We start from the raw sequence: 17,897 nt of genomic DNA, 5'->3' as shown, positions 1-17,897 counted from the left end.
TTTATTTCGCCGCGTTTTGCTCGACGCCGGAAGCGACACGCAAACGCAGGGCGTTCAAACGGATGAAGCCTGTCGCATCACCTTGGTTGTACGCTTGCGTCGGATCGGCTTCCATCGTCGCAATGTGCGGGTTGTACAAGCTGACCGGGCTCTTCACGCCGGCGGCGATCACGTTGCCTTTGTACAGCTTGAGGCGCACCGTGCCGCTCACGTTTTTCTGGCTCTCGGATACGAGCGCCTGCAGCGCAAGCCGCTCCGGAGCGAACCAGAAGCCGTTGTATACAAGCGAGCTGTAACGCGAGATGAGCGAGTCGCGCAGATGCATGACTTCGCGGTCCATCGTCAGCGATTCCATCTTGCGGTGAGCGGAGAACAGAATAGCGCCGCCCGGGGTTTCGTACACGCCGCGGCTCTTCATGCCGACGAAGCGGTTCTCCACCATGTCGACACGGCCGATCCCGTGCTTGCCGCCCAGCTCGTTCAACTTCTCCATCACGTGCAGCGGAATCATACGCTCGCCGTTCACGGCCACGCAGTTCCCCTGCTCGAATTCAAGATCGACATATTCCGCTTGGTCCGGGGCATCCTCCGGGTCCACGCTCAGCAGATACATGTCTTTGTTCTCTGGTGCGCTCGCGTCAAACCACGGATCTTCGAGCACGCCGCTCTCATAGCTGATGTGCAGCAGATTGCGGTCCATCGAGTACGGTTTGGCCGCCGAAGCGGTGACCGGAATGCCGTGCTTTTCGGCATAAGCAATCATCTCGGCCCGACCCGGGAACTGCTCGCGGAACTGCTCCAGACGCCAAGGCGCGATGACCTCGATCTCCGGCGTCAGCGCCGCAGCCGTCAGCTCGAAGCGGATTTGGTCGTTGCCCTTGCCCGTTGCGCCGTGAGCGATCGCCGTAGCGCCTTCCGCTCGCGCGATTTCGACCATGCGCTTTGCGATCAGCGGCCGCGCAATGCTGGTGCCGAGCAGGTATTGTCCTTCATAGAGCGCGCCTGACTGGAACATCGGATAAATGAAATCGCGGGCGAATTCTTCGCGCAGGTCGTCGATGTATACTTTGGAGGCGCCGGTGTTCAGCGCTTTCTCCTCCAAGCCGTCCAGCTCTTCTTTTTGTCCGATATCCGCGGTAAAAGCGATGATCTCGGCATCGTACGTTTCTTTCAGCCATTTCAGAATGATCGACGTATCGAGGCCGCCCGAGTAGGCCAATACGATTTTTTGCTTTGCCATGTAGTTCCCGCTCTCCTTTAATTGTAAGCTTTCCGAATATTACAAGATCGCTGCCATGACTGCCTTTTGCGCGTGCAGCCGGTTTTCCGCCTGATCGAAGATGACGGAGTTGGGTCCGTCGATGACCCCTTCGGACACTTCTTCCCCACGGTGTGCCGGCAAGCAGTGCATGAACAAGAAATCTTTTTTCGCATATTTCACGAGCTCGTCGTTGACTTGATAGTTTTTGAACGCGATCTCCCGTTCCTTTTGCTCCGCCTCGAAGCCCATGCTGGCCCACACGTCCGTATAAATGACGTCCGCGTCCGCCACCGCTTCTTTCGGGTCGGCTCCCACATAAATGGTTGCTCCCGCTTTGGCGGCACTTTCCTTGCATTGACGCAGCACTTCTTCGTCCGGCTCGTAGCCTGCCGGCGTCGCGACGGCGAAATTGACGCCAAGCTTGGCCGCGCCCATCAATAAGGAGTGTACCATATTATTCCCGTCGCCGATATAGGCCACTTTGAGCCCTTGCAGACGGCCTTTTTTCTCATAAATCGTCTGGTAATCCGCCAGCGCCTGGCACGGATGGGACAAATCCGTCAAGCCGTTGATTACCGGCACCGTTGCGGCCCGCGCCAGCTCAATGACCGTGCGGTGTGCGAAGGTGCGGATCATGATGCCGTCCAAATAACGCGACAGCGTCTGCGCCGTATCGTGAATCGATTCGCCGCGCCCGATTTGCAGGTCGTTCTTGCTGAGGAACAGCGCATGCCCCCCAAGCTGATACATCCCTACCTCAAACGATACCCGCGTCCGCGTGGACGATTTTTCGAAAATCATGCCGAGCGTTTTGCCTTTGAGCGGCTGGTACGCTTCCCCCGCTTTATGCTTTCTCTTGAGCTCGACCGCGAGCTCGATCAAATATTGAATCTCTTCCGGCGCATAATCGACCAAACCGATAAAATCGCGCCCTCTGAGCTGAACTGCCAAATCTTGTTGTACTGTTCCCGCCATGGATGTCTCTCCTTTCGGTATGCCTATTCTTTGTCAGCCTATACAGCGGCTGCAGCTTTCTTCGCCAATACGCTGCAAATCGTCTCCAGCCCGCGATCCAATTCTTCCTTCGAGATCAACAAGCTCGGCGCCAAACGGATCACATTCGGTCCCGCCGATACGACGAGCACGCCCTGCCCGTGAATTTCCGAGATCAACTCCGCCGCCGGCACGGTCAAACCGATGCCGATCAGCAGCCCAAGCCCGCGGATCTGGCCTACCAGTGGATTGTCCGTCAGCTTCGTTTGCAGCTCGCTCATAATGTAACTTCCCAACTCCGCCGCCCGCTCCGGCAGCTTCTCCGCCAGCATCGTCTCCACGGTCGCAATACCCGCTGCGGTGGACAAGTAGTTCCCGCCGAAGGTGGAGCCGTGGCTGCCCGCCGTGAACGCTTCGCGCAGCTTCGCCTTGCCGAGCAGCGCGCCGATCGGCATGCCGCTGCCCAGCCCTTTCGCCAGCGTGAACAAATCCGGCTCAATGCCGTAATGCTCATAGGCAAACAGCTTGCCTGTGCGTCCCATACCGGTCTGGATCTCATCCAGGATGAGCAGCAGCCCGTGCTGCTTGCACAGCTCCGCCACCCGTTTCACAAACGCAGTATCCGCCGGATTGACGCCGCCTTCGCCTTGCACCAGCTCAAGCATGATCGCGCACGTCCGGTCGCCGATCAGCTTCTCCAAAGCGTCCGCATCGTTGTACGGCGCGTACACGAAGCCTTCCGGCAGTGGCGCGAAGCCTTCTTTCACTTTATCCTGTCCCGTAGCCGTCAGCGTTGCCAGCGTCCGGCCGTGGAACGACATGTCGAAGGTAATGATCTCGTAGCGCTGCGGCTGGCCGAGCACCTTGTTGAAATAGCGACGCGCCAGCTTGATCGCCGCTTCGTTCGCCTCCGCTCCGCTGTTGCAGAAAAACACCGCATCGGCGCAGCTGTTGTCCACAAGAAGCTGAGCGAGCTTCTCCTGGTTCGGAATGTGGAACAGGTTGCTCGTATGCCAGAGTGTATCGACCTGCTCCTTTAGCCGCTGAGTCACCTGTTTCGGCGCATGCCCGAGGTTCGTCACCGCCAGCCCGCACATCAAATCCAGATACTCCTTGCCATGCTCATCCCACAGACGGCTGCCGTCCCCCTTCACAAACGTAAAAGGATACCGTGCGTAGTTCGGAAACAATGCGCTTTGAGCCTCTCCCATGTCGTTCACTCCTTTTTCTCGGATCATATTAGAATTAGTGCGATTTATTCCTTCACAATGCGGGTGCCGATTCCGCCGTCCTTCAACGCCCGGCTGAGCACTTCCGGCTCTGCGCCGTTGACGATGACGACTTCGCGCACCTTGCCTTGAATACACTGTACCGCTGCGCGCACTTTCGGAATCATCCCGCCGTAAATCTCACCGCTGGCGATCATTTCGTCGATCTCGCGAACGGTGACCGAAGGCAGAACCCGCTTCTCGCCGTCCACCGTCTTCATAATGCCGGGCACGTCCGTCACGACGATCATCCGCTCCACACCCAAGTGCGATGCGACGGCACCGGCCGCCGTATCGGCGTTAATGTTGTAGCGTTGGCCGCCGTCGGCTCCGATGCCGACCGGCGCGATGACGGGAATGTAGCCCATCGCCACGATGCCCTGTACAAGCTCGGCATTCACCTGCGTCACGTCGCCGACGAGCCCGATCTCGTGCGCGTTCGCCACCGGCGCCGCCTCGATCAAATGTCCGTCGACGCCGGACAAGCCAAGCGCCTTCGCCCCGGAAAGCTGGATTTTGCGGACGATTTCTTTGTTAATTTGTCCAGCCAGCACCATTTCGACCACATCAAGGACAGCTTCGTTCGTTTTGCGAAGGCCGTTCACGAATTCGGACTCAATGCCCAGCTTGCCGAGCGTATCCGAGATCGCCGGACCACCGCCGTGCACGATGACAGGGATGATGCCTTCCGCCTGCAGCCGCTTCAAATCGTCGAAAAAAAGCTCCGGCAGCGCCGCTAGCGTACTGCCGCCGCATTTCATCACAAAACAATTGCTCATCCGAACCGTTCCCCTTATCGTTTCACCGGTCTGCAACACGGGGGTTGCGGGTGGTTTGTTTTCGCTTTATTTGCCGCGCTTCAAGCTACGTCCGGTACGCCGCGTTGATTCGGACGTAATCATAGGTCAAATCGCAGCCCCACGCCGTCGCCGACGCTTCGCCCATATGCAGGTCGACATGGATGAGCACGAAATCGCCCTTCAAGTATTCCGCAGCCCGCTCCTCGTCGAACTTCACCGGACGCGATTGCTCCAGCACGACAATATCGCCGAGGCGGATGTCGACGGTTTCCGTCTTCACCGGATACCCCGCGCGGCCGACCGCCGCGATGATGCGTCCCCAGTTCGCATCGGCACCGAAGCATGCGGATTTCACCAGGCTCGAGCCGATGACCGTTTTCGCAATCGCCCGTGCCGCTTCACGCGAATCCGCGTTCGCCACCGTGACCTCGATCAGCTTCGTTGCGCCTTCGCCGTCCCGCGCAATCGCCTTGGCCAAGTACTCGCCGACATGGTTGAATGCAGCCTTGAATGCCGCCCAGTCCGCATGCTCCGGCGTCAAGCGCTCGTTCTCTGCCAGTCCGCTTGCCATGACGACGACCATGTCGTTCGTGCTCGTGTCACCGTCCACAGTAATCATGTTGAACGTCGAATCGGTGACGTCGTTCAGCAGCTTTTGCAGCTCGGCGCTTTCGATCTTCGCGTCGGTCGTCATAAACCCGAGCATCGTCGCCATGTTCGGATGGATCATGCCCGATCCCTTCGCCGCCCCGGCAATATGCACGGTACGTCCGCCGACCGTCACGCGAACGCAAATTTCTTTTTTGACCAGATCGGTCGTTAAAATCGCCTGGCAGAAGTCATCCCCGCCATCCACGCTTACCGCCGCCGGAAGCTTCTCAATGCCTCCGAGCACCTTCGGCATCGGCAGCAGCTCGCCGATTACGCCTGTGGACGTGACGCCGACCAGATGCTCGGCTACGCCGAACGCTTGGGCGCCCGCCGCACGCATCGCGCGCGCATCGTCTTCGCCCTGTTGGCCCGTGCAGGCATTGGCGTTGCCGCTGTTTACGAGCATCGCCTGCAGCTTGCCGCCCTGCGCAATGCTCTCTTGCGTCACCTTCAGGGGAGCCGCCTGAAACTGGTTCAGCGTATAGACGCCTGCCGCTTCAGCGGGCACCTCGCATACAATCGCGCCGAGATCGTGACGCTCCGTTTTTTTCAATCCGCAGTGTAGCCCTCCTGCACGAAACCCCTTTGGCGTCGTCACGGAGCCGTCAGGCACTATCGTAAACGCATCGTTAACTTTTGTCGCCATCGCTTTCTTCACCTGTTCCCTTACGTTATGGATATACCGGAGTGAACGCGAGACCCGTCGCTTCATCCCAGCCCATCATCAAATTCAAGTTTTGAATGGCTTGCCCGGCCGCCCCTTTGACTACATTATCGATAACCGACACGATCGTCAGGCGCCCCGTACGCGAATCGAGCGACAGCCCAATATCGCAATAGTTCGAGCCCCAAACTTCCTTCGTCGCCGGGTATTTTCCCTTGTCCCGGATGCGCACGAACTTGCGGCCTTCATAATATTGACGGTACAGCTCGCGAATGTCGTCCTCGCTCCGCGGGCTTGTGAGATTCACATAAATCGTAGATAAAATACCGCGCGTCATTGGCACCAAGTGCGTCGTGAACGTCATGACGACTTCTTCCCCGGCAAGCCGGCTCAGCGCCTGCTCGATCTCCGGCGTATGCTGGTGCTTGTTCACTTTATAAGCCAGGAAGTTTTCGTTGATTTCCGAATAATGCACGAGCAGGCTGAGTCCGCGTCCCGCGCCCGATACGCCCGACTTCGCATCCGCGATGATCGACTTCGTATCGATCCAGCCGCTTGCCGCAAGCGGCGCCAGACCAAGCAGCGTGGCCGTCGGATAGCAGCCTGGGTTGGAAATGAAGTCCTTTCCCCGCACTTCTTCTCCAAACACCTCGCACAGCCCGTAAACGGCTTTCTTCAAATATTCCGGATCGGCCGGCTTATGCTTATACCACGTCTCGTATACGTCGCCCGATTGCAGGCGGAAATCCCCGGAAATATCGATGACCTTCAGCCCGGCATCCAGCAGCTTCGGCGACAGCTCGGTGCTGACTCCGTGCGGCGTTGCCAGGAAGACAACGTCCGCTTTGCTTCGGATCAACTCGACATCGACCGCATCCAGCCGGTCCGTCAAAATTTGATTCAAATGCGGATAGCCGTCCGCAATCGGGGCTCCGGCGCTCGAGGAGGAAATTACCGAGGTAATCTCCACATTCGGATGCGCCAGCAAAAGCCGGATGAGCTCTACCCCGCCGTAACCGGTTGACCCGACGATCGCCGCTCTTAATTTTGTAGTCATGTTCCGTCCCTCCACTTGCAAACTATGTATTATTATACATTCTGAAGCATAATAATTCAACGATATTTTTACCCTATTCATCACCCGACCCTACTGTCCGCGCGGGTGAAAAGCTTGCTGACGCCAAGCGTTTTTCATTGCATCGGAGGCAAGCGTATGCTCTGCCCCGAATCATCTTGAACTGAAGCTTACCCCATGATAAAATTTATGAAGCAAAAACGTCGCCGTAAACGGAGTTGTTCCGCATGAACAAGGTAGAGGCCGAATTCGGCAACTTGGTGAAAGCGTTCCGCAAACGCCATATGGGCAAAGGCCCCCGGGAGATTCGCACGACGTTCTGCAAGCATTGGGCCATCTGCGAGATGGAGGGCAACCTGTCCCCCGTCGAAAAATTCATTGCTTCCGCCGCCGACGGCAAGCAGGCGCTGCGTTCGGCACGCACCGAGATGGTCAAGGAAATGTACCGCTTGCACCGGCCGGTAGAAATGGAAAAGCTGCTCGGCGCAAACTTCGTCGATCTGTTCGTAGACATCGACCTCGATAAAGATATCGGCATGAGTATTTTCGTATTTGATGAAGATATTGAGAAGAAGTTTAGCACTTAGTGCATTTGCGCTGCAAGCACACGACTTTACAATTGTATATGTGCCGTTGGCACTTGGCAGCGAACCTGCTCAAGACTAACCGCCGCAACAGATCCGCTCTCGTCTTCCGCAACCGTTCGGAAATCGGGAGCTGTATCTTTGTGGCTTTTTTTATCCCATTTTCACGAAAAGGTGGTCTTCTTTCTATGGGTTCTACAAAGCATACTGGGCGCATCTCGCTCCCTTCCCGCCCCGATCCGTCGCTGTGGGTCAGCAAGGTGCCGTTCGGCCTGAACCGGATCAAGCCGCGGCATATCCGCGATACGTTCAAAGCATTCTGGGACAATCGCGACCAGCTCCCCTACGCCGCACGCATCTTAACTCAGGGCGTCTGCGACGGCTGCGCGCTCGGCGTTTCCGGGCTGTACGATCAGACGCTGAACGGCCCACACCTGTGTACGACCCGGCTCAATGTGCTGCGGCTGAATACGATGCCGGCGATCCGGGAAGAGGTGCTGCATGCGGATATCGACGAACTGCGCCGGTTGGACAGCACTGCGCTGCGCAAGCTCGGACGGCTGCCGTATCCGCTTATCCGCCGCAAAGGCGAACGCCGGTTCAGCCGGATCACGTGGGATGAAGCCCTTAACGAAATTGCCGCCAAAATCCGCAGCATCGATCCCAAGCAGCTCGCCTTCTATTTGACGGCGCGCGGCATTACAAACGAATCGTATTACACGGCGGCCAAGGTAGCGCGTTTTCTTGGGACGAATCATATCGACAACGCATCGCGCATCTGCCATTCTCCGTCCAAAACAGCATTGAAAAGGTCCGTCGGGATCGGAGCTTCGAGCTGCAGCTACAAAGACTGGATCGGCACGGACGTGCTCGTCTTCTGGGGCAGCGTGGCGGCAAACAACCAGCCGGTGTCGACGAAGTACATGTATGCAGCCAAGCGGAAGGGGACGAAAATCATCGTCATCAACCCGTACTATGAGCCGTCCATGGACCAATACTGGATTCCGTCGATTGCGGAATCGGCTTTGTTCGGCACCAAGCTGACCGACGACTTCTACCAAGTTCATATCGGCGGGGATATTGCTTTTATGAACGGCGTCATGAAGCATTGGTTCGAGATGGAGGAGGCCGATCCAGGTTCGGCCGTCGATCACGAGTTCGTCCGAGTGCATACGAACGGGTATGAAGAGCTGCGTACCCATGTGATGGCTCAGGACTGGACACTGCTGGAATCGTCGTCAGGCCTGTCCCGCGAACGCATGGGAGACTTCGCCCGGATGCTCGCTGCAGCGAAGTCGGCGGTGTTCGTGTGGAGCATGGGACTGACGCAGCACCGCTTCGGCACGGACAATATTTCGCAGGTGGCTAATCTGGCCTTGCTGCGCGGTTTTCTGGGCCGCGAGCATTGTGGCCTGATGCCGATCCGCGGCCACAGCGGCGTGCAGGGCTCGGGCGAGATGGGCGCCGACCCGTTCAGCCTGCCGGGCGGCGAATTCAAAGGCGGCGACATCGAACGGATCGAGCGGCTGTGGAGCTTTCCCCTGCCGAAATGGCAGGGGGACATCGTCGGCGTATCGCTGGAAAATGCGCTGCTGCCGGAAGAGCATGAGCGGAAGCTGAAAGTATTTTATACGTCCGGCGGCAACTTTCTGGAAACGATGCCGGACCCGGAATTTGTGGAGCGCTGCCTCGCCGATGTCGAGCTTCGCGTCCATCAGGATATTATTCTGAACACGTCGACTCTGGTCGACGCGAAAGAAACGGTCATCGTCCTCCCCGCCATGACCCGCTATGAGCAGCCTGGCGGAGGGACGTCCACTTCAACGGAGCGAATGGTATACTTTTCGCCGGAGATCGAAGGGCCCCGGATGCCGGAGGCCAGAGCGGAATGGGCTATTTACGTTGATCTTGCCGCCCGCGTCAAACCGGAAGCGAAGCACTTGATCGGCTGCGAAGACGCCTTCGCGATCCGGGAGGAAATCGCGTTGGCTGCGCCCAACTATGACGGGATTCAGCATTTGCGCCATCGCGGCGACGTGTTTCAATGGGGCGGCGCCTGGCTCTGCGAGGGAGGCAATTGCCCGACAGAGGATGGCCGGGGGACGCTGCTGCCGATCGAGCTGCCTGAGCTGCGCAAGCCCGAGGGGCATTTTTACGTGACGACCCGCCGGGGCAAGCAGTTCAATTCGATGGTCTACAGCGAGACCGATCCGTTCAACGGCGCAGACCGGTACGACGTGCTGATGAACGAGCTGGACGGGCGGGCGCTTCTGCTTCGGGAAGGCGACGCCATTGTCGTCTACAACCGGTACGGAGCATTTCACGGCCGGGTAAAATGGGAACGCATCAAGGAAGGCAACATCGAAGTTCATTGGCCGGAGGGGAACGTGCTGATCCCGAAAGGGGTATATGAGCCGTTCGCAGGCATTCCGGAGTACAATACGACGGTCATTGTGGAAAAAGCGGAGACCTATCACGCCTTCAAGGATACGAAGTACGTGGAGCGGCGCATTGAAGAGCTGGAAACGGAAAGCGGGTGAGGCCCATGGATAAAGAGCGTCCGGTGGCGAGCCGGGCCGTCTGGCATTATGACGGGGAAAAGCTGCAAGCCCGGAACGATCAGATCGCTTCGGAAAGGCCTTTTACTTTGGAGCTTGACGGAGAGGAATTTGCCACCATCGTCTGTACTCCGACTGATTTGGAAGATTTGGCATTCGGCTTTCTCGCCTCTGAAGGCGTCATCCGGACGGCGGACGAGGTGATCGGGCTTGCCGTCGATCCTCGCCGGGGCTTGGCCCAAGTCCGCCTGCTCCACCCGGAGCGCGGCCGCGGTCTGGACCATTCCAAGCGGTTCATCGGCTCGTGCTGCGGCAAAGGCCGTCAGTTTTATTTTCGCAGCGATGTACGCACAGCCAAGACCATCATGTCGCGGCGGACGATTACTCCGGCTCAATGTATCGGCTTGATCCGACAGCTGCAGGACGGCTCGGACCTGTTTCGCGAAACGGGCGGGGTGCACAACGCGGCCCTCTGCTCCCCGGATCGCCAGCTTGTCTGCCGGACGGACATCGGCCGCCACAACGCGCTCGACAAGGTGTTCGGCCACTGCTTGCGCGAGCGCTTATCGATGAAGGACAAAATCGTCGCCTTCAGCGGGCGCGTCAGCTCGGAGGTGCTGCTCAAGACGTCCAAAATGGGCGTCGGCACGCTGCTTTCCAAGTCTGCGCCGACCGATCTCGCACTCGAGCTGGCAGACGAGCTGGGCATTACCGTTATCGGCTTTATTCGCGGCAGCTCGTTCAATGTGTATTCGCATCCGGAGAGAATTACAGAGTCATCTGGCGACTAGCCGGTCAAACGGTTTTCAACCCAACCTTATGGAGCGGCTTCGTGCGGTTACCCCGCCCGCGGCCCTCTTTACCTTTCTCATGGCCCCGCTCCGGAGCCCATCAGCTTGAATCCTTCCCCCAACACTTCGTTCGTATCACTTAGAATGACAAAAGCCTCCGGATCCAGCTTCCGGACCAACGTTTTTAACCGGGTCACTTCCGTTTGCCCCACCACGACCATCAACACCGTGCGGCTTTGACCCGTATACCCGCCTTTGGCTTCCAGCTCCGTCAGCCCCCGGTCCAGTTCATGCAAAATCGCTTCCCGAATTTTGTCCGAAGCCGACGAGACGATAAAAGCTACTTTGGAGTAATTTAATCCGATTTGTACGACAGTGATCGTTTTGCTTGTCACAAACAGCCCGATGAGTGCGTACATTGCTTTTTCCGGGGACAGCACGATACCCGCCGATAAAATAACTAGCCCGTCCAGCATCGCAACACACAGTCCGAGGCTAATGCCGGTATATCGGTGGATAAGCTGCGCGGCCAAATCCAAGCCCCCTGTAGACCCCCGGCCACGAAACACAAGCCCCAGTCCCATCCCGATGAGGATGCCGCCGTAAATGCTGGCTAGCAATAAATTGTGCGTCAAGGAAGGAAGCCCTCTCGTCAACAGAACCATCAAGGGGAGCACTACCGATCCAACCGCCGTCTTGACGCCGAACTGCCTCCCCAGCAGCAAAGTGCCAGCAATAAACAATGGAATGTTCAAGGCCCATTGAGTGAAAGCCGGCTCGAAGCCGAAAAGTGTCTGAACGATGATACTGATGCCTGTCACCCCGCCCGATGCAACCTGGTTTGGGCTCAAGAATACATTAAAGCTGACTGCAATCAGAAGCGACCCGACAAGCAGGAGGGCATATTCCTTAAGCAAGCCCTGCCCGCGAGGCAGAACAGCAGCTCCCCGCCCCTTCCATCCCATTCGTCTGCCCGATCTTCCGGTGCCTTCGATCACCGACATCCGCTCTCCCCCTGCATAAAAAAACTACACGCCAGTCCCGGCTGTTTCCCCGGCCGAGCCGAACCTCCCATCGGGAGTTGGCGATGCCAGCGGAATACCGTTTCTAACGTGTAGGATGAGCTTGCCTGTTTAATTTTATGATGCGCCGTTTTCTTTGTCCGGCTTATTGATTTGCTGGCGCAAATAGGCGTCGATAAATGCGTCCAAATCGCCGTCCATCACAGCGCCGACATTGCCGGTTTCCTCTTGGGTCCGGTGATCCTTGACCATGCTGTACGGATGGAATACGTACGAGCGGATCTGGCTGCCCCATGCGATGTCGGAGACTTCGCCGCGGATTTCCGCGAGCTGCTTTTGCTGCTCCTCGATTTTTTTCTCGTACAGCTTAGACCGGAGCATTTTCATTGCGCGCTCGCGGTTCTTGATCTGCGAACGTTCCGTCTGGCAGCTGACGACGACGCCCGTCGGAAGGTGGGTAATCCGTACCGCCGAATCCGTCGTATTGATGTGCTGGCCGCCCGCTCCGCTGGAGCGGTACGTATCGACCTTGAGGTCCTCCGTACGGATCTCGATTTCCACGTCATCATCAATTTCGGGCATTACATCGCACGATACGAATGACGTATGGCGGCGCCCCGAAGCATCGAACGGCGAAATACGCACCAAGCGGTGTACGCCTTTTTCCGCCTTCAAATAACCATAGGCGTTGTACCCTTTAATAAGCAGCGTCACGCTTTTCACACCGGCCTCATCGCCCGGCAAATAATCGAGCACCTCGACCTTGAAGTCCCGCTTCTCGGCCCAGCGGCGGTACATGCGCAGCAGCATCTCCGCCCAGTCCTGCGATTCCGTTCCGCCTGCCCCTGGGTGAAGCTCCAGAATCGCATTCAGACGGTCGTACGGCTGGCTGAGCAGCAGCTGCAGCTCGAAGTTCTCCAGCTTCTTAATGAGCGCGGCGATCCCCGCCTCAATCTCGGCCACCATGCTGTCGTCCTGCTCCTCCTGCATGAGCTGGGCCATGACCTCGAGGTCTTCGTATTCCGAAGCTAACGCCTGGAACTCGTCGACTACGCTTTTGACTCCGTTCGCTTCTCCAATCAGCTTCTGCGCCCGTTCGTTGTCGTCCCAAAAATCCGGCGCAGACATCTTCTCTTCATAATCCGCGATCTGCTCAAGCTTCAGATCTAAGTCAAAGAGACCCCCTGAGCTCAGCCAATCGCTTGGCCGTTTCTTGCAAATCCCGCTTTACATCCGCTTCTAACATCATTCAGCACCTCTATCCGTTAATTTTGCACCCTGTTACCGAAAAGGGAGACCGGAGCGACGCCCCGACCTCCCGCTTCCTATACATTTACCGCGCCATTGGCTTACCAGACAGTTAAAGCTACACACCGTGGCACTGTTTGTATTTCTTCCCGCTGCCACAAGGACACAGATCATTACGTCCGATCCGGTCTTCGCTTACCGCAGGCTGCTTCGGTGCCGGTTCGCCGTTCGTAGCCATCTCGTGCTCATCGACCACCGCTTCGCGCACCAGGTTCGTTTCCACATGAGCTTTCATGATGTAGGTCGAAACTTCTTCCTGGATGCTTTGAATCATCTCATTGAACATCTCGAAGCCTTCGAACTGGTATTCGCGCAGCGGGTCCGTACCGCCGTACGCCCGGAGATGAATCCCTTGACGCAGCTGATCCATCGCATCGATGTGGTCCATCCATTTGCTGTCGACGGCGCGAAGCACGACGACCTTCTCGAACTCGCGCATGAACTCCGGACCGATCTGCTGCTCGCGCTCTTCGTAGAGACGCATCAAGAGATCTTTCATATATTCGACGATCTCTTCTTTTTCTTTGCCCCACAGCTCGTCTTTGCTCAGCTGGCCTTCATGCAGGAACGTGCCGTTCGCGTAATCGACGATCGCTTGCAAATCCCACTCTTCCGGAACGAGATCTGCCGGACAATGCGCTTCGACGACCCGATCGATCACCGGCATCATCATGCCAAGCACGATGTCGCGAATGTTCTCGGACTCGATCACCTCGCGGCGCTGCTTGTAGATGATTTCCCGCTGCTGGTTCATGACGTCGTCGTATTGGAGGACGACCTTCCGCACGTCGAAGTTGTTGCCCTCGACCCGCTTCTGAGCCGACTCGATCGCTCTGGAGATCAGCTTGCTCTCGATCGGTTGGTCTTCCTCGAACCCAAGGCGGTCCATCATGCCCATGATGTTCTCCGCTCCGAAACGGCGCATGAGCTCATCTTCCAGCGACAAGTAAAACTGGGACGAACCCGGATCGCCCTGACGGCCTGCACGGCCGCGGAGCTGGTTGTCGATCCGGCGGCTTTCGTGCCGCTCCGTACCTATAATATGCAGCCCGCCGACTTCGGCTACTCCGTCCCCGAGCATAATGTCCGTACCACGTCCCGCCATGTTGGTCGCGATCGTCACGCTGCCCGGTTGACCCGCGCGCGCAACGATTTCCGCTTCCTCTGCATGGTATTTCGCGTTCAAGACTTTATGCGGAATGCCTTTCTTCTTCAGCATCTCGGATAGCCGCTCAGAGTTCTCGATCGATACGGTACCGACGAGCACCGGCTGGTTGTTCTTATGCTTCTCCACGATCTCGTTTACGACCGCGCGGAATTTGCTGGCCACCGACTTGTACACGACATCCGGCATGTCTTTCCGGACCATCGGTTTGTTGGTCGGAACGACAATAACGTCCAGGTTGTAGATCTTCTTCAATTCTTCTTCTTCCGTCTTCGCCGTACCGGTCATCCCGGACAGCTTGCGGTACATCCGGAAATAGTTCTGCAGCGTGATCGTCGCGAGCGTCATCGACTCGTTCTGCACCTGCAGCTTCTCCTTGGCTTCAATCGCCTGATGAAGCCCTTCGCTGTAACGACGGCCCGTCATCAAACGGCCGGTAAATTCGTCTACGATTACGATCTCGCCATCATGTACGACATAGTCAACATCGAGGCGCATGATGATGTGGGCCTTCAAGGCTTGCTGAACATGGTGGTTGATCTGCACGTGGTCATGATCGAACAAGTTTTCGATACCGAAGGCACGTTCCACCTTCGCCACTCCCGGTTCGGTCAAAGCTACGGACCGGAGCTTCTCGTCAACCGTGAAGTCTTCATCTTCCAACCGGCTGACAACCTGATCGGCAATATAATACAGATCCGTTGACTTGGCGGCTTGCCCGGAAATAATCAGCGGCGTACGGGCTTCGTCGACCAGGATCGAGTCCACTTCGTCAATAACCGCGTAGTACAACGGACGCTGTACCATTTGTTCCTTGTACACGACCATGTTGTCACGCAAATAGTCGAAACCGAACTCGTTATTCGTTCCATAGGTAATGTCGCAAGCATAAGCCTGCTGCTTCCCATCGTGCGACAGGTTCGGCAGGTTGACCCCGACGGTCATCCCGAGGAATTCGTAGATTTTACCCATCTCGCCGCTGTCCCGTTGGGCCAAGTAATCGTTGACCGTAACGACGTGCACGCCCTTGCCGAGGAGCGCGTTCAAATACACCGGAAGCGTACCGACCAGCGTCTTACCTTCCCCTGTACGCATCTCCGCGATTTTGCCTTCGTGCAGCGTCATACCGCCAATCAACTGCACGTCATAGTGACGCTTGCCCAAAACGCGCTTGGACGCTTCACGCACAACGGCGAACGCTTCCGGCAGCAGATCGTCCAGCTCCTCGCCTTTTTCCAAGCGTTCACGGAATTCAACAGTTTTGCCTCGCAGCTGTTCATCGGAAAGCGGTTCGATCGAAGGTTCGAGAGAATTAATGTATTCCACGGCTTTCCACATGCGCTTCAATTCACGCTCATTCGAATCGCCAAATATTTTTTTAACGAGTCCTAGCATGTTGCTAATCCCCTTCCTTATTAAAAAACAATAGCCTATCCTAAATTGTAACAGTTTGCGCCTTTCACCGCAACAAACCTGCCCCGATTTCCCGAATCTACTAAAAAAGAGCCTGCCCGAACGCGCAGGCATCGCTAGATGCACCGCTGAAGCGTTCGAACAAGCTCGGTTCTTTTCTTAAGTCATCCGACGGTTTATCTGGCCGGCTCGATGAGGCCGTATTTTCCGTCATTGCGTTTGTAGACCACGTTGACTTGCTCGGTATCGGAATTGGAGAAAACAAAGAAATTATGGCCTACCATGTTCATTTGCAAAATCGCCTCTTCCACATCCATCGGCTTCAGCGTAAAACGCTTCGTCCGCACCAATTCGTAATCGTCTTCATCGTCCAGAGAATAGGAAGCGTCCGGCAGTTCCATCCGGAACAGATCTTTAATGCCGCCTTCCAGGCGAATTTTGCGGTTGGCTTTTGTTTTGGCCTTGCGAATTTGACGTTCCAACTTGTCCACAACCAGATCGGCGGCTGCGTACATGTCGGCGTGCTTCTCCTCCGCCCGCAGCATAAGGCCGGTAAGCGGAATCGTCACCTCAACGGTTTGCATACCTTTCACAACGCTCAGAGTGACATTGACTTCAGATGTAGGGGGAGCTTCAAAGTAGCGTTCCAGTCTGCCTAATTTTTTCTCGACATGGTCTTTCAACGCTTCCGTTACCTCGATGTTTTCACCGCGAATGTTGAATTTCATGTGCGACTCCTCCTTTCATACTTACATTATACTATATTCACCCCCCGCCTTCAAAAATCCTTCATAAAATTCGAGGAAAATTTACAAAATATTTGGACAATTTATGGCAGTCGTGTAAACGCTTCCTTATAGCTTTTTTCGATAAGGTCCAGACGCACGAAAAACACCCTTGGATTCCCCAAGGGTGTGATCAAGTTCGCGCTAATTTTGTCCAAACAATAACCATCTATTACGAGCGGCCGAAACCGGCCGGATGATTACAACTTGACGACGTTAGCCGCTTGAGGACCACGTGCGCCCTCTACGATATCGAACTCAACGGATTGGCCTTCTTCCAAAGTTTTGAAGCCATCGGTTTGGATAGCGGAGAAGTGTACGAATACGTCGCCACCGTCTTCACGCTCGATGAAACCGTAACCTTTTTCTGCGTTAAACCATTTAACTTTACCTTGCATGTAAAACATTCCCTTCATTATCAAATAACTGCAAGCATCGCTCACAATTCGAATATATCATCCCCAACTCCCCGCTGTCAATCGAACTTGGCCGTGTTGGTGAAATATTTCGAAAATTCGAGTATTAACATGGCGTTAATAAAATACTCACAGCCGAAAAGCCTGTTGTGTCGCGGTTTATCGACATTTTTCGCAAAGTTATCAACAGAGTTATGCACATTGTCCACAGGGGTGGAAAGTTTCAGGCCATACATAATCGATATGTTTATTCGTTTGGCATTTGGGAGGCACATTCTCGATATAGGCTTGTGTTTTTGAGCATCTGTAGAGAATAACGAACATTTTTTGTGAACGCAACATTAATCACAACTTAGTTGCCTTATAAATTACTCAACCTCTCCATAGCGAGAGTATAATTATGCGAAGCAGAAAACTGGTAACACTCTTTTGCTCTTTCTTTCATATCTATGAACTCATAAAATATGCCCAGATTATAGGCTGCTAAGTATGTCGATGTTCCATTAACAATTTCTTTGGTTGATTGCCCCCCCAAATTCAAACACTGCAGATAAGACGTTTCAATCATTGGAATAAGCATACTAGAATCCTCGGGCATAGCAATGGCTAGTTCCGTATAAATTAATCCACAAACAAAATGAAAATCCGGAATCTCTTTAAGCAGATCCGCTTCCGAACCAATTACTTCTAAAGCTCTTTCTAGGTTATGATTATTCAAGAGCACGTACAGGAAATCAACAATAGCCTCTTTCGCATAGCCGGCTTTGACCTTTAGCAACTGATATCCCTGCTCAAAATATTGTTCTGAAATGGAAGATTCGTTCAGCCCCTTATATTCTTTAGCAATTTGGAACAAAGATAAGAATCTGCAGGCTTTTGATCTAATGCTGTTCTAAGTAACCGGAGATTCCTTTCAGACTTATTTGTCCCATAATAACCATCATGTAAAACATAAATACCGGTATCTATTCTAGGTAAATCACTATCCAACTGTTCGTGTATGATTCCAGAATACTTAATACCCTTTGGGAAAATACGCGAGACGCTTGATTTTACCGTTTGTCGTTGAGCATTCTGCAAAAAGCTGCTTTTAATCTGGATGCGGCCAATCTTCTCTCCACTAGCAATAAAACTTCTCAGACT

The 17,897-nt window shown here is 55.3% G+C and carries 15 protein-coding genes and 1 pseudogene; 3 read left to right on the top strand and 13 right to left on the bottom strand.

What is annotated here, in order from left to right:
- Position 1: 1 nt before the first annotated feature.
- The 6 genes from PEL01S_RS24075 to argC form a co-directional block, all read right to left on the bottom strand.
- On the bottom strand, positions 2–1,240 hold the full coding sequence (locus PEL01S_RS24075) for an argininosuccinate synthase (RefSeq protein ID WP_063183253.1): 1,239 nt from the start codon (positions 1,238–1,240) through the stop codon (positions 2–4).
- A gap of 39 nt (positions 1,241–1,279) precedes the next feature.
- The gene (argF, locus tag PEL01S_RS24070) at positions 1,280–2,236 is read right to left on the bottom strand and encodes an ornithine carbamoyltransferase (protein WP_063183254.1); all 957 of its coding nucleotides are present in this window, start codon (positions 2,234–2,236) and stop codon (positions 1,280–1,282) included.
- A 38-nt stretch (positions 2,237–2,274) separates the two neighbouring features.
- Entirely contained in the window at positions 2,275–3,465 is a 1,191-nt protein-coding gene (gene argD, locus PEL01S_RS24065; RefSeq protein ID WP_063183256.1) for an acetylornithine transaminase, read from the bottom strand.
- Positions 3,466–3,509: 44 nt separating this feature from the next.
- A complete protein-coding gene (gene argB, locus PEL01S_RS24060; RefSeq protein WP_127462083.1) occupies positions 3,510–4,301 on the bottom strand; it encodes an acetylglutamate kinase in 792 nt (263 codons plus the stop codon).
- An 85-nt stretch (positions 4,302–4,386) separates the two neighbouring features.
- Complete coding sequence (argJ, locus tag PEL01S_RS24055) at positions 4,387–5,619, bottom strand: bifunctional glutamate N-acetyltransferase/amino-acid acetyltransferase ArgJ (RefSeq protein ID WP_127462082.1); 1,233 nt, start codon at positions 5,617–5,619, stop codon at positions 4,387–4,389.
- A gap of 25 nt (positions 5,620–5,644) precedes the next feature.
- Complete coding sequence (gene argC / locus PEL01S_RS24050) at positions 5,645–6,694, bottom strand: N-acetyl-gamma-glutamyl-phosphate reductase (protein ID WP_127462081.1); 1,050 nt, start codon at positions 6,692–6,694, stop codon at positions 5,645–5,647.
- 245 nt (positions 6,695–6,939) lie between these two features.
- Here argC and PEL01S_RS24045 point away from each other — a divergent pair, with 245 nt between their 5' ends.
- From PEL01S_RS24045 to fdhD, 3 genes are all read left to right on the top strand, one after another.
- A complete protein-coding gene (locus tag PEL01S_RS24045) occupies positions 6,940–7,299 on the top strand; it encodes a Na-translocating system protein MpsC family protein (RefSeq protein ID WP_063183261.1) in 360 nt (119 codons plus the stop codon).
- A gap of 185 nt (positions 7,300–7,484) precedes the next feature.
- A complete protein-coding gene (locus tag PEL01S_RS24040) occupies positions 7,485–9,836 on the top strand; it encodes an FdhF/YdeP family oxidoreductase (RefSeq protein ID WP_127462080.1) in 2,352 nt (783 codons plus the stop codon).
- Between the two features lie 5 nt (positions 9,837–9,841).
- Positions 9,842–10,645: a formate dehydrogenase accessory sulfurtransferase FdhD gene (gene fdhD / locus PEL01S_RS24035; protein WP_127462079.1), complete on the top strand. Its 804-nt coding sequence runs from the start codon at positions 9,842–9,844 to the stop codon at positions 10,643–10,645.
- Positions 10,646–10,722: 77 nt separating this feature from the next.
- Here the strand turns inward: fdhD and PEL01S_RS24030 are convergent, their stop codons facing one another.
- From PEL01S_RS24030 to PEL01S_RS34950, 7 genes and pseudogenes are all read right to left on the bottom strand, one after another.
- Positions 10,723–11,610: a YitT family protein gene (locus PEL01S_RS24030; protein WP_127462103.1), complete on the bottom strand. Its 888-nt coding sequence runs from the start codon at positions 11,608–11,610 to the stop codon at positions 10,723–10,725.
- Between the two features lie 174 nt (positions 11,611–11,784).
- Positions 11,785–12,913, bottom strand: a protein-coding gene (gene prfB / locus PEL01S_RS24025; RefSeq protein WP_108535271.1) for a peptide chain release factor 2 whose coding sequence is annotated in 2 segments (ribosomal slippage) — positions 11,785–12,840 and positions 12,842–12,913 — 1,128 coding nt in all. Because the reading frame shifts where the segments join, the coding sequence is not laid out codon by codon here.
- A 120-nt stretch (positions 12,914–13,033) separates the two neighbouring features.
- Positions 13,034–15,535, bottom strand: coding sequence for a preprotein translocase subunit SecA (secA, locus tag PEL01S_RS24020; RefSeq protein ID WP_063183268.1), 2,502 nt, complete (start codon positions 15,533–15,535; stop codon positions 13,034–13,036).
- 194 nt (positions 15,536–15,729) lie between these two features.
- Positions 15,730–16,281, bottom strand: coding sequence for a ribosome hibernation-promoting factor, HPF/YfiA family (gene hpf, locus PEL01S_RS24015; protein ID WP_010496820.1), 552 nt, complete (start codon positions 16,279–16,281; stop codon positions 15,730–15,732).
- 257 nt (positions 16,282–16,538) lie between these two features.
- Complete coding sequence (locus tag PEL01S_RS24010; protein ID WP_010496818.1) at positions 16,539–16,736, bottom strand: cold shock domain-containing protein; 198 nt, start codon at positions 16,734–16,736, stop codon at positions 16,539–16,541.
- Between the two features lie 379 nt (positions 16,737–17,115).
- On the bottom strand, positions 17,116–17,610 hold the full coding sequence (locus PEL01S_RS24005) for a hypothetical protein (RefSeq protein ID WP_127462078.1): 495 nt from the start codon (positions 17,608–17,610) through the stop codon (positions 17,116–17,118).
- A pseudogene (locus tag PEL01S_RS34950) lies at positions 17,577–17,897 on the bottom strand (glycosyltransferase family 2 protein); the annotation flags it as partial. The gene PEL01S_RS24005 and the pseudogene PEL01S_RS34950, both read right to left, overlap by 34 nt.

The sequence above is a fragment of the Paenibacillus elgii NBRC 100335 genome, from assembly GCF_004000865.1.
Lineage (GTDB): Bacteria > Bacillota > Bacilli > Paenibacillales > NBRC-103111 > Paenibacillus_G > Paenibacillus_G elgii.
This window is presented reverse-complemented; position numbering and strand designations above follow the sequence as displayed.

Excerpts from the sequence above, each read along its gene's own strand:
- PEL01S_RS24075 (WP_063183253.1), bottom strand. The coding sequence starts at position 1,240 with ATGGCAAAGCAAAAAATCGTATTGGCCTACTCGGGCGGCCTCGATACG.
- secA (WP_063183268.1), bottom strand. The coding sequence starts at position 15,535 with ATGCTAGGACTCGTTAAAAAAATATTTGGCGATTCGAATGAGCGTGAA.
- PEL01S_RS24010 (WP_010496818.1), bottom strand. The coding sequence starts at position 16,736 with ATGCAAGGTAAAGTTAAATGGTTTAACGCAGAAAAAGGTTACGGTTTC.
- argD (WP_063183256.1), bottom strand. The coding sequence starts at position 3,465 with ATGGGAGAGGCTCAAAGCGCATTGTTTCCGAACTACGCACGGTATCCT.
- hpf (WP_010496820.1), bottom strand. The coding sequence starts at position 16,281 with ATGAAATTCAACATTCGCGGTGAAAACATCGAGGTAACGGAAGCGTTG.
- PEL01S_RS24030 (WP_127462103.1), bottom strand. The coding sequence starts at position 11,610 with ATGGGATGGAAGGGGCGGGGAGCTGCTGTTCTGCCTCGCGGGCAGGGC.
- PEL01S_RS24040 (WP_127462080.1), top strand. The coding sequence starts at position 7,485 with ATGGGTTCTACAAAGCATACTGGGCGCATCTCGCTCCCTTCCCGCCCC.
- argB (WP_127462083.1), bottom strand. The coding sequence starts at position 4,301 with ATGAGCAATTGTTTTGTGATGAAATGCGGCGGCAGTACGCTAGCGGCG.
- argC (WP_127462081.1), bottom strand. The coding sequence starts at position 6,694 with ATGACTACAAAATTAAGAGCGGCGATCGTCGGGTCAACCGGTTACGGC.
- PEL01S_RS24045 (WP_063183261.1), top strand. The coding sequence starts at position 6,940 with ATGAACAAGGTAGAGGCCGAATTCGGCAACTTGGTGAAAGCGTTCCGC.
- argJ (WP_127462082.1), bottom strand. The coding sequence starts at position 5,619 with ATGGCGACAAAAGTTAACGATGCGTTTACGATAGTGCCTGACGGCTCC.
- fdhD (WP_127462079.1), top strand. The coding sequence starts at position 9,842 with ATGGATAAAGAGCGTCCGGTGGCGAGCCGGGCCGTCTGGCATTATGAC.
- argF (WP_063183254.1), bottom strand. The coding sequence starts at position 2,236 with ATGGCGGGAACAGTACAACAAGATTTGGCAGTTCAGCTCAGAGGGCGC.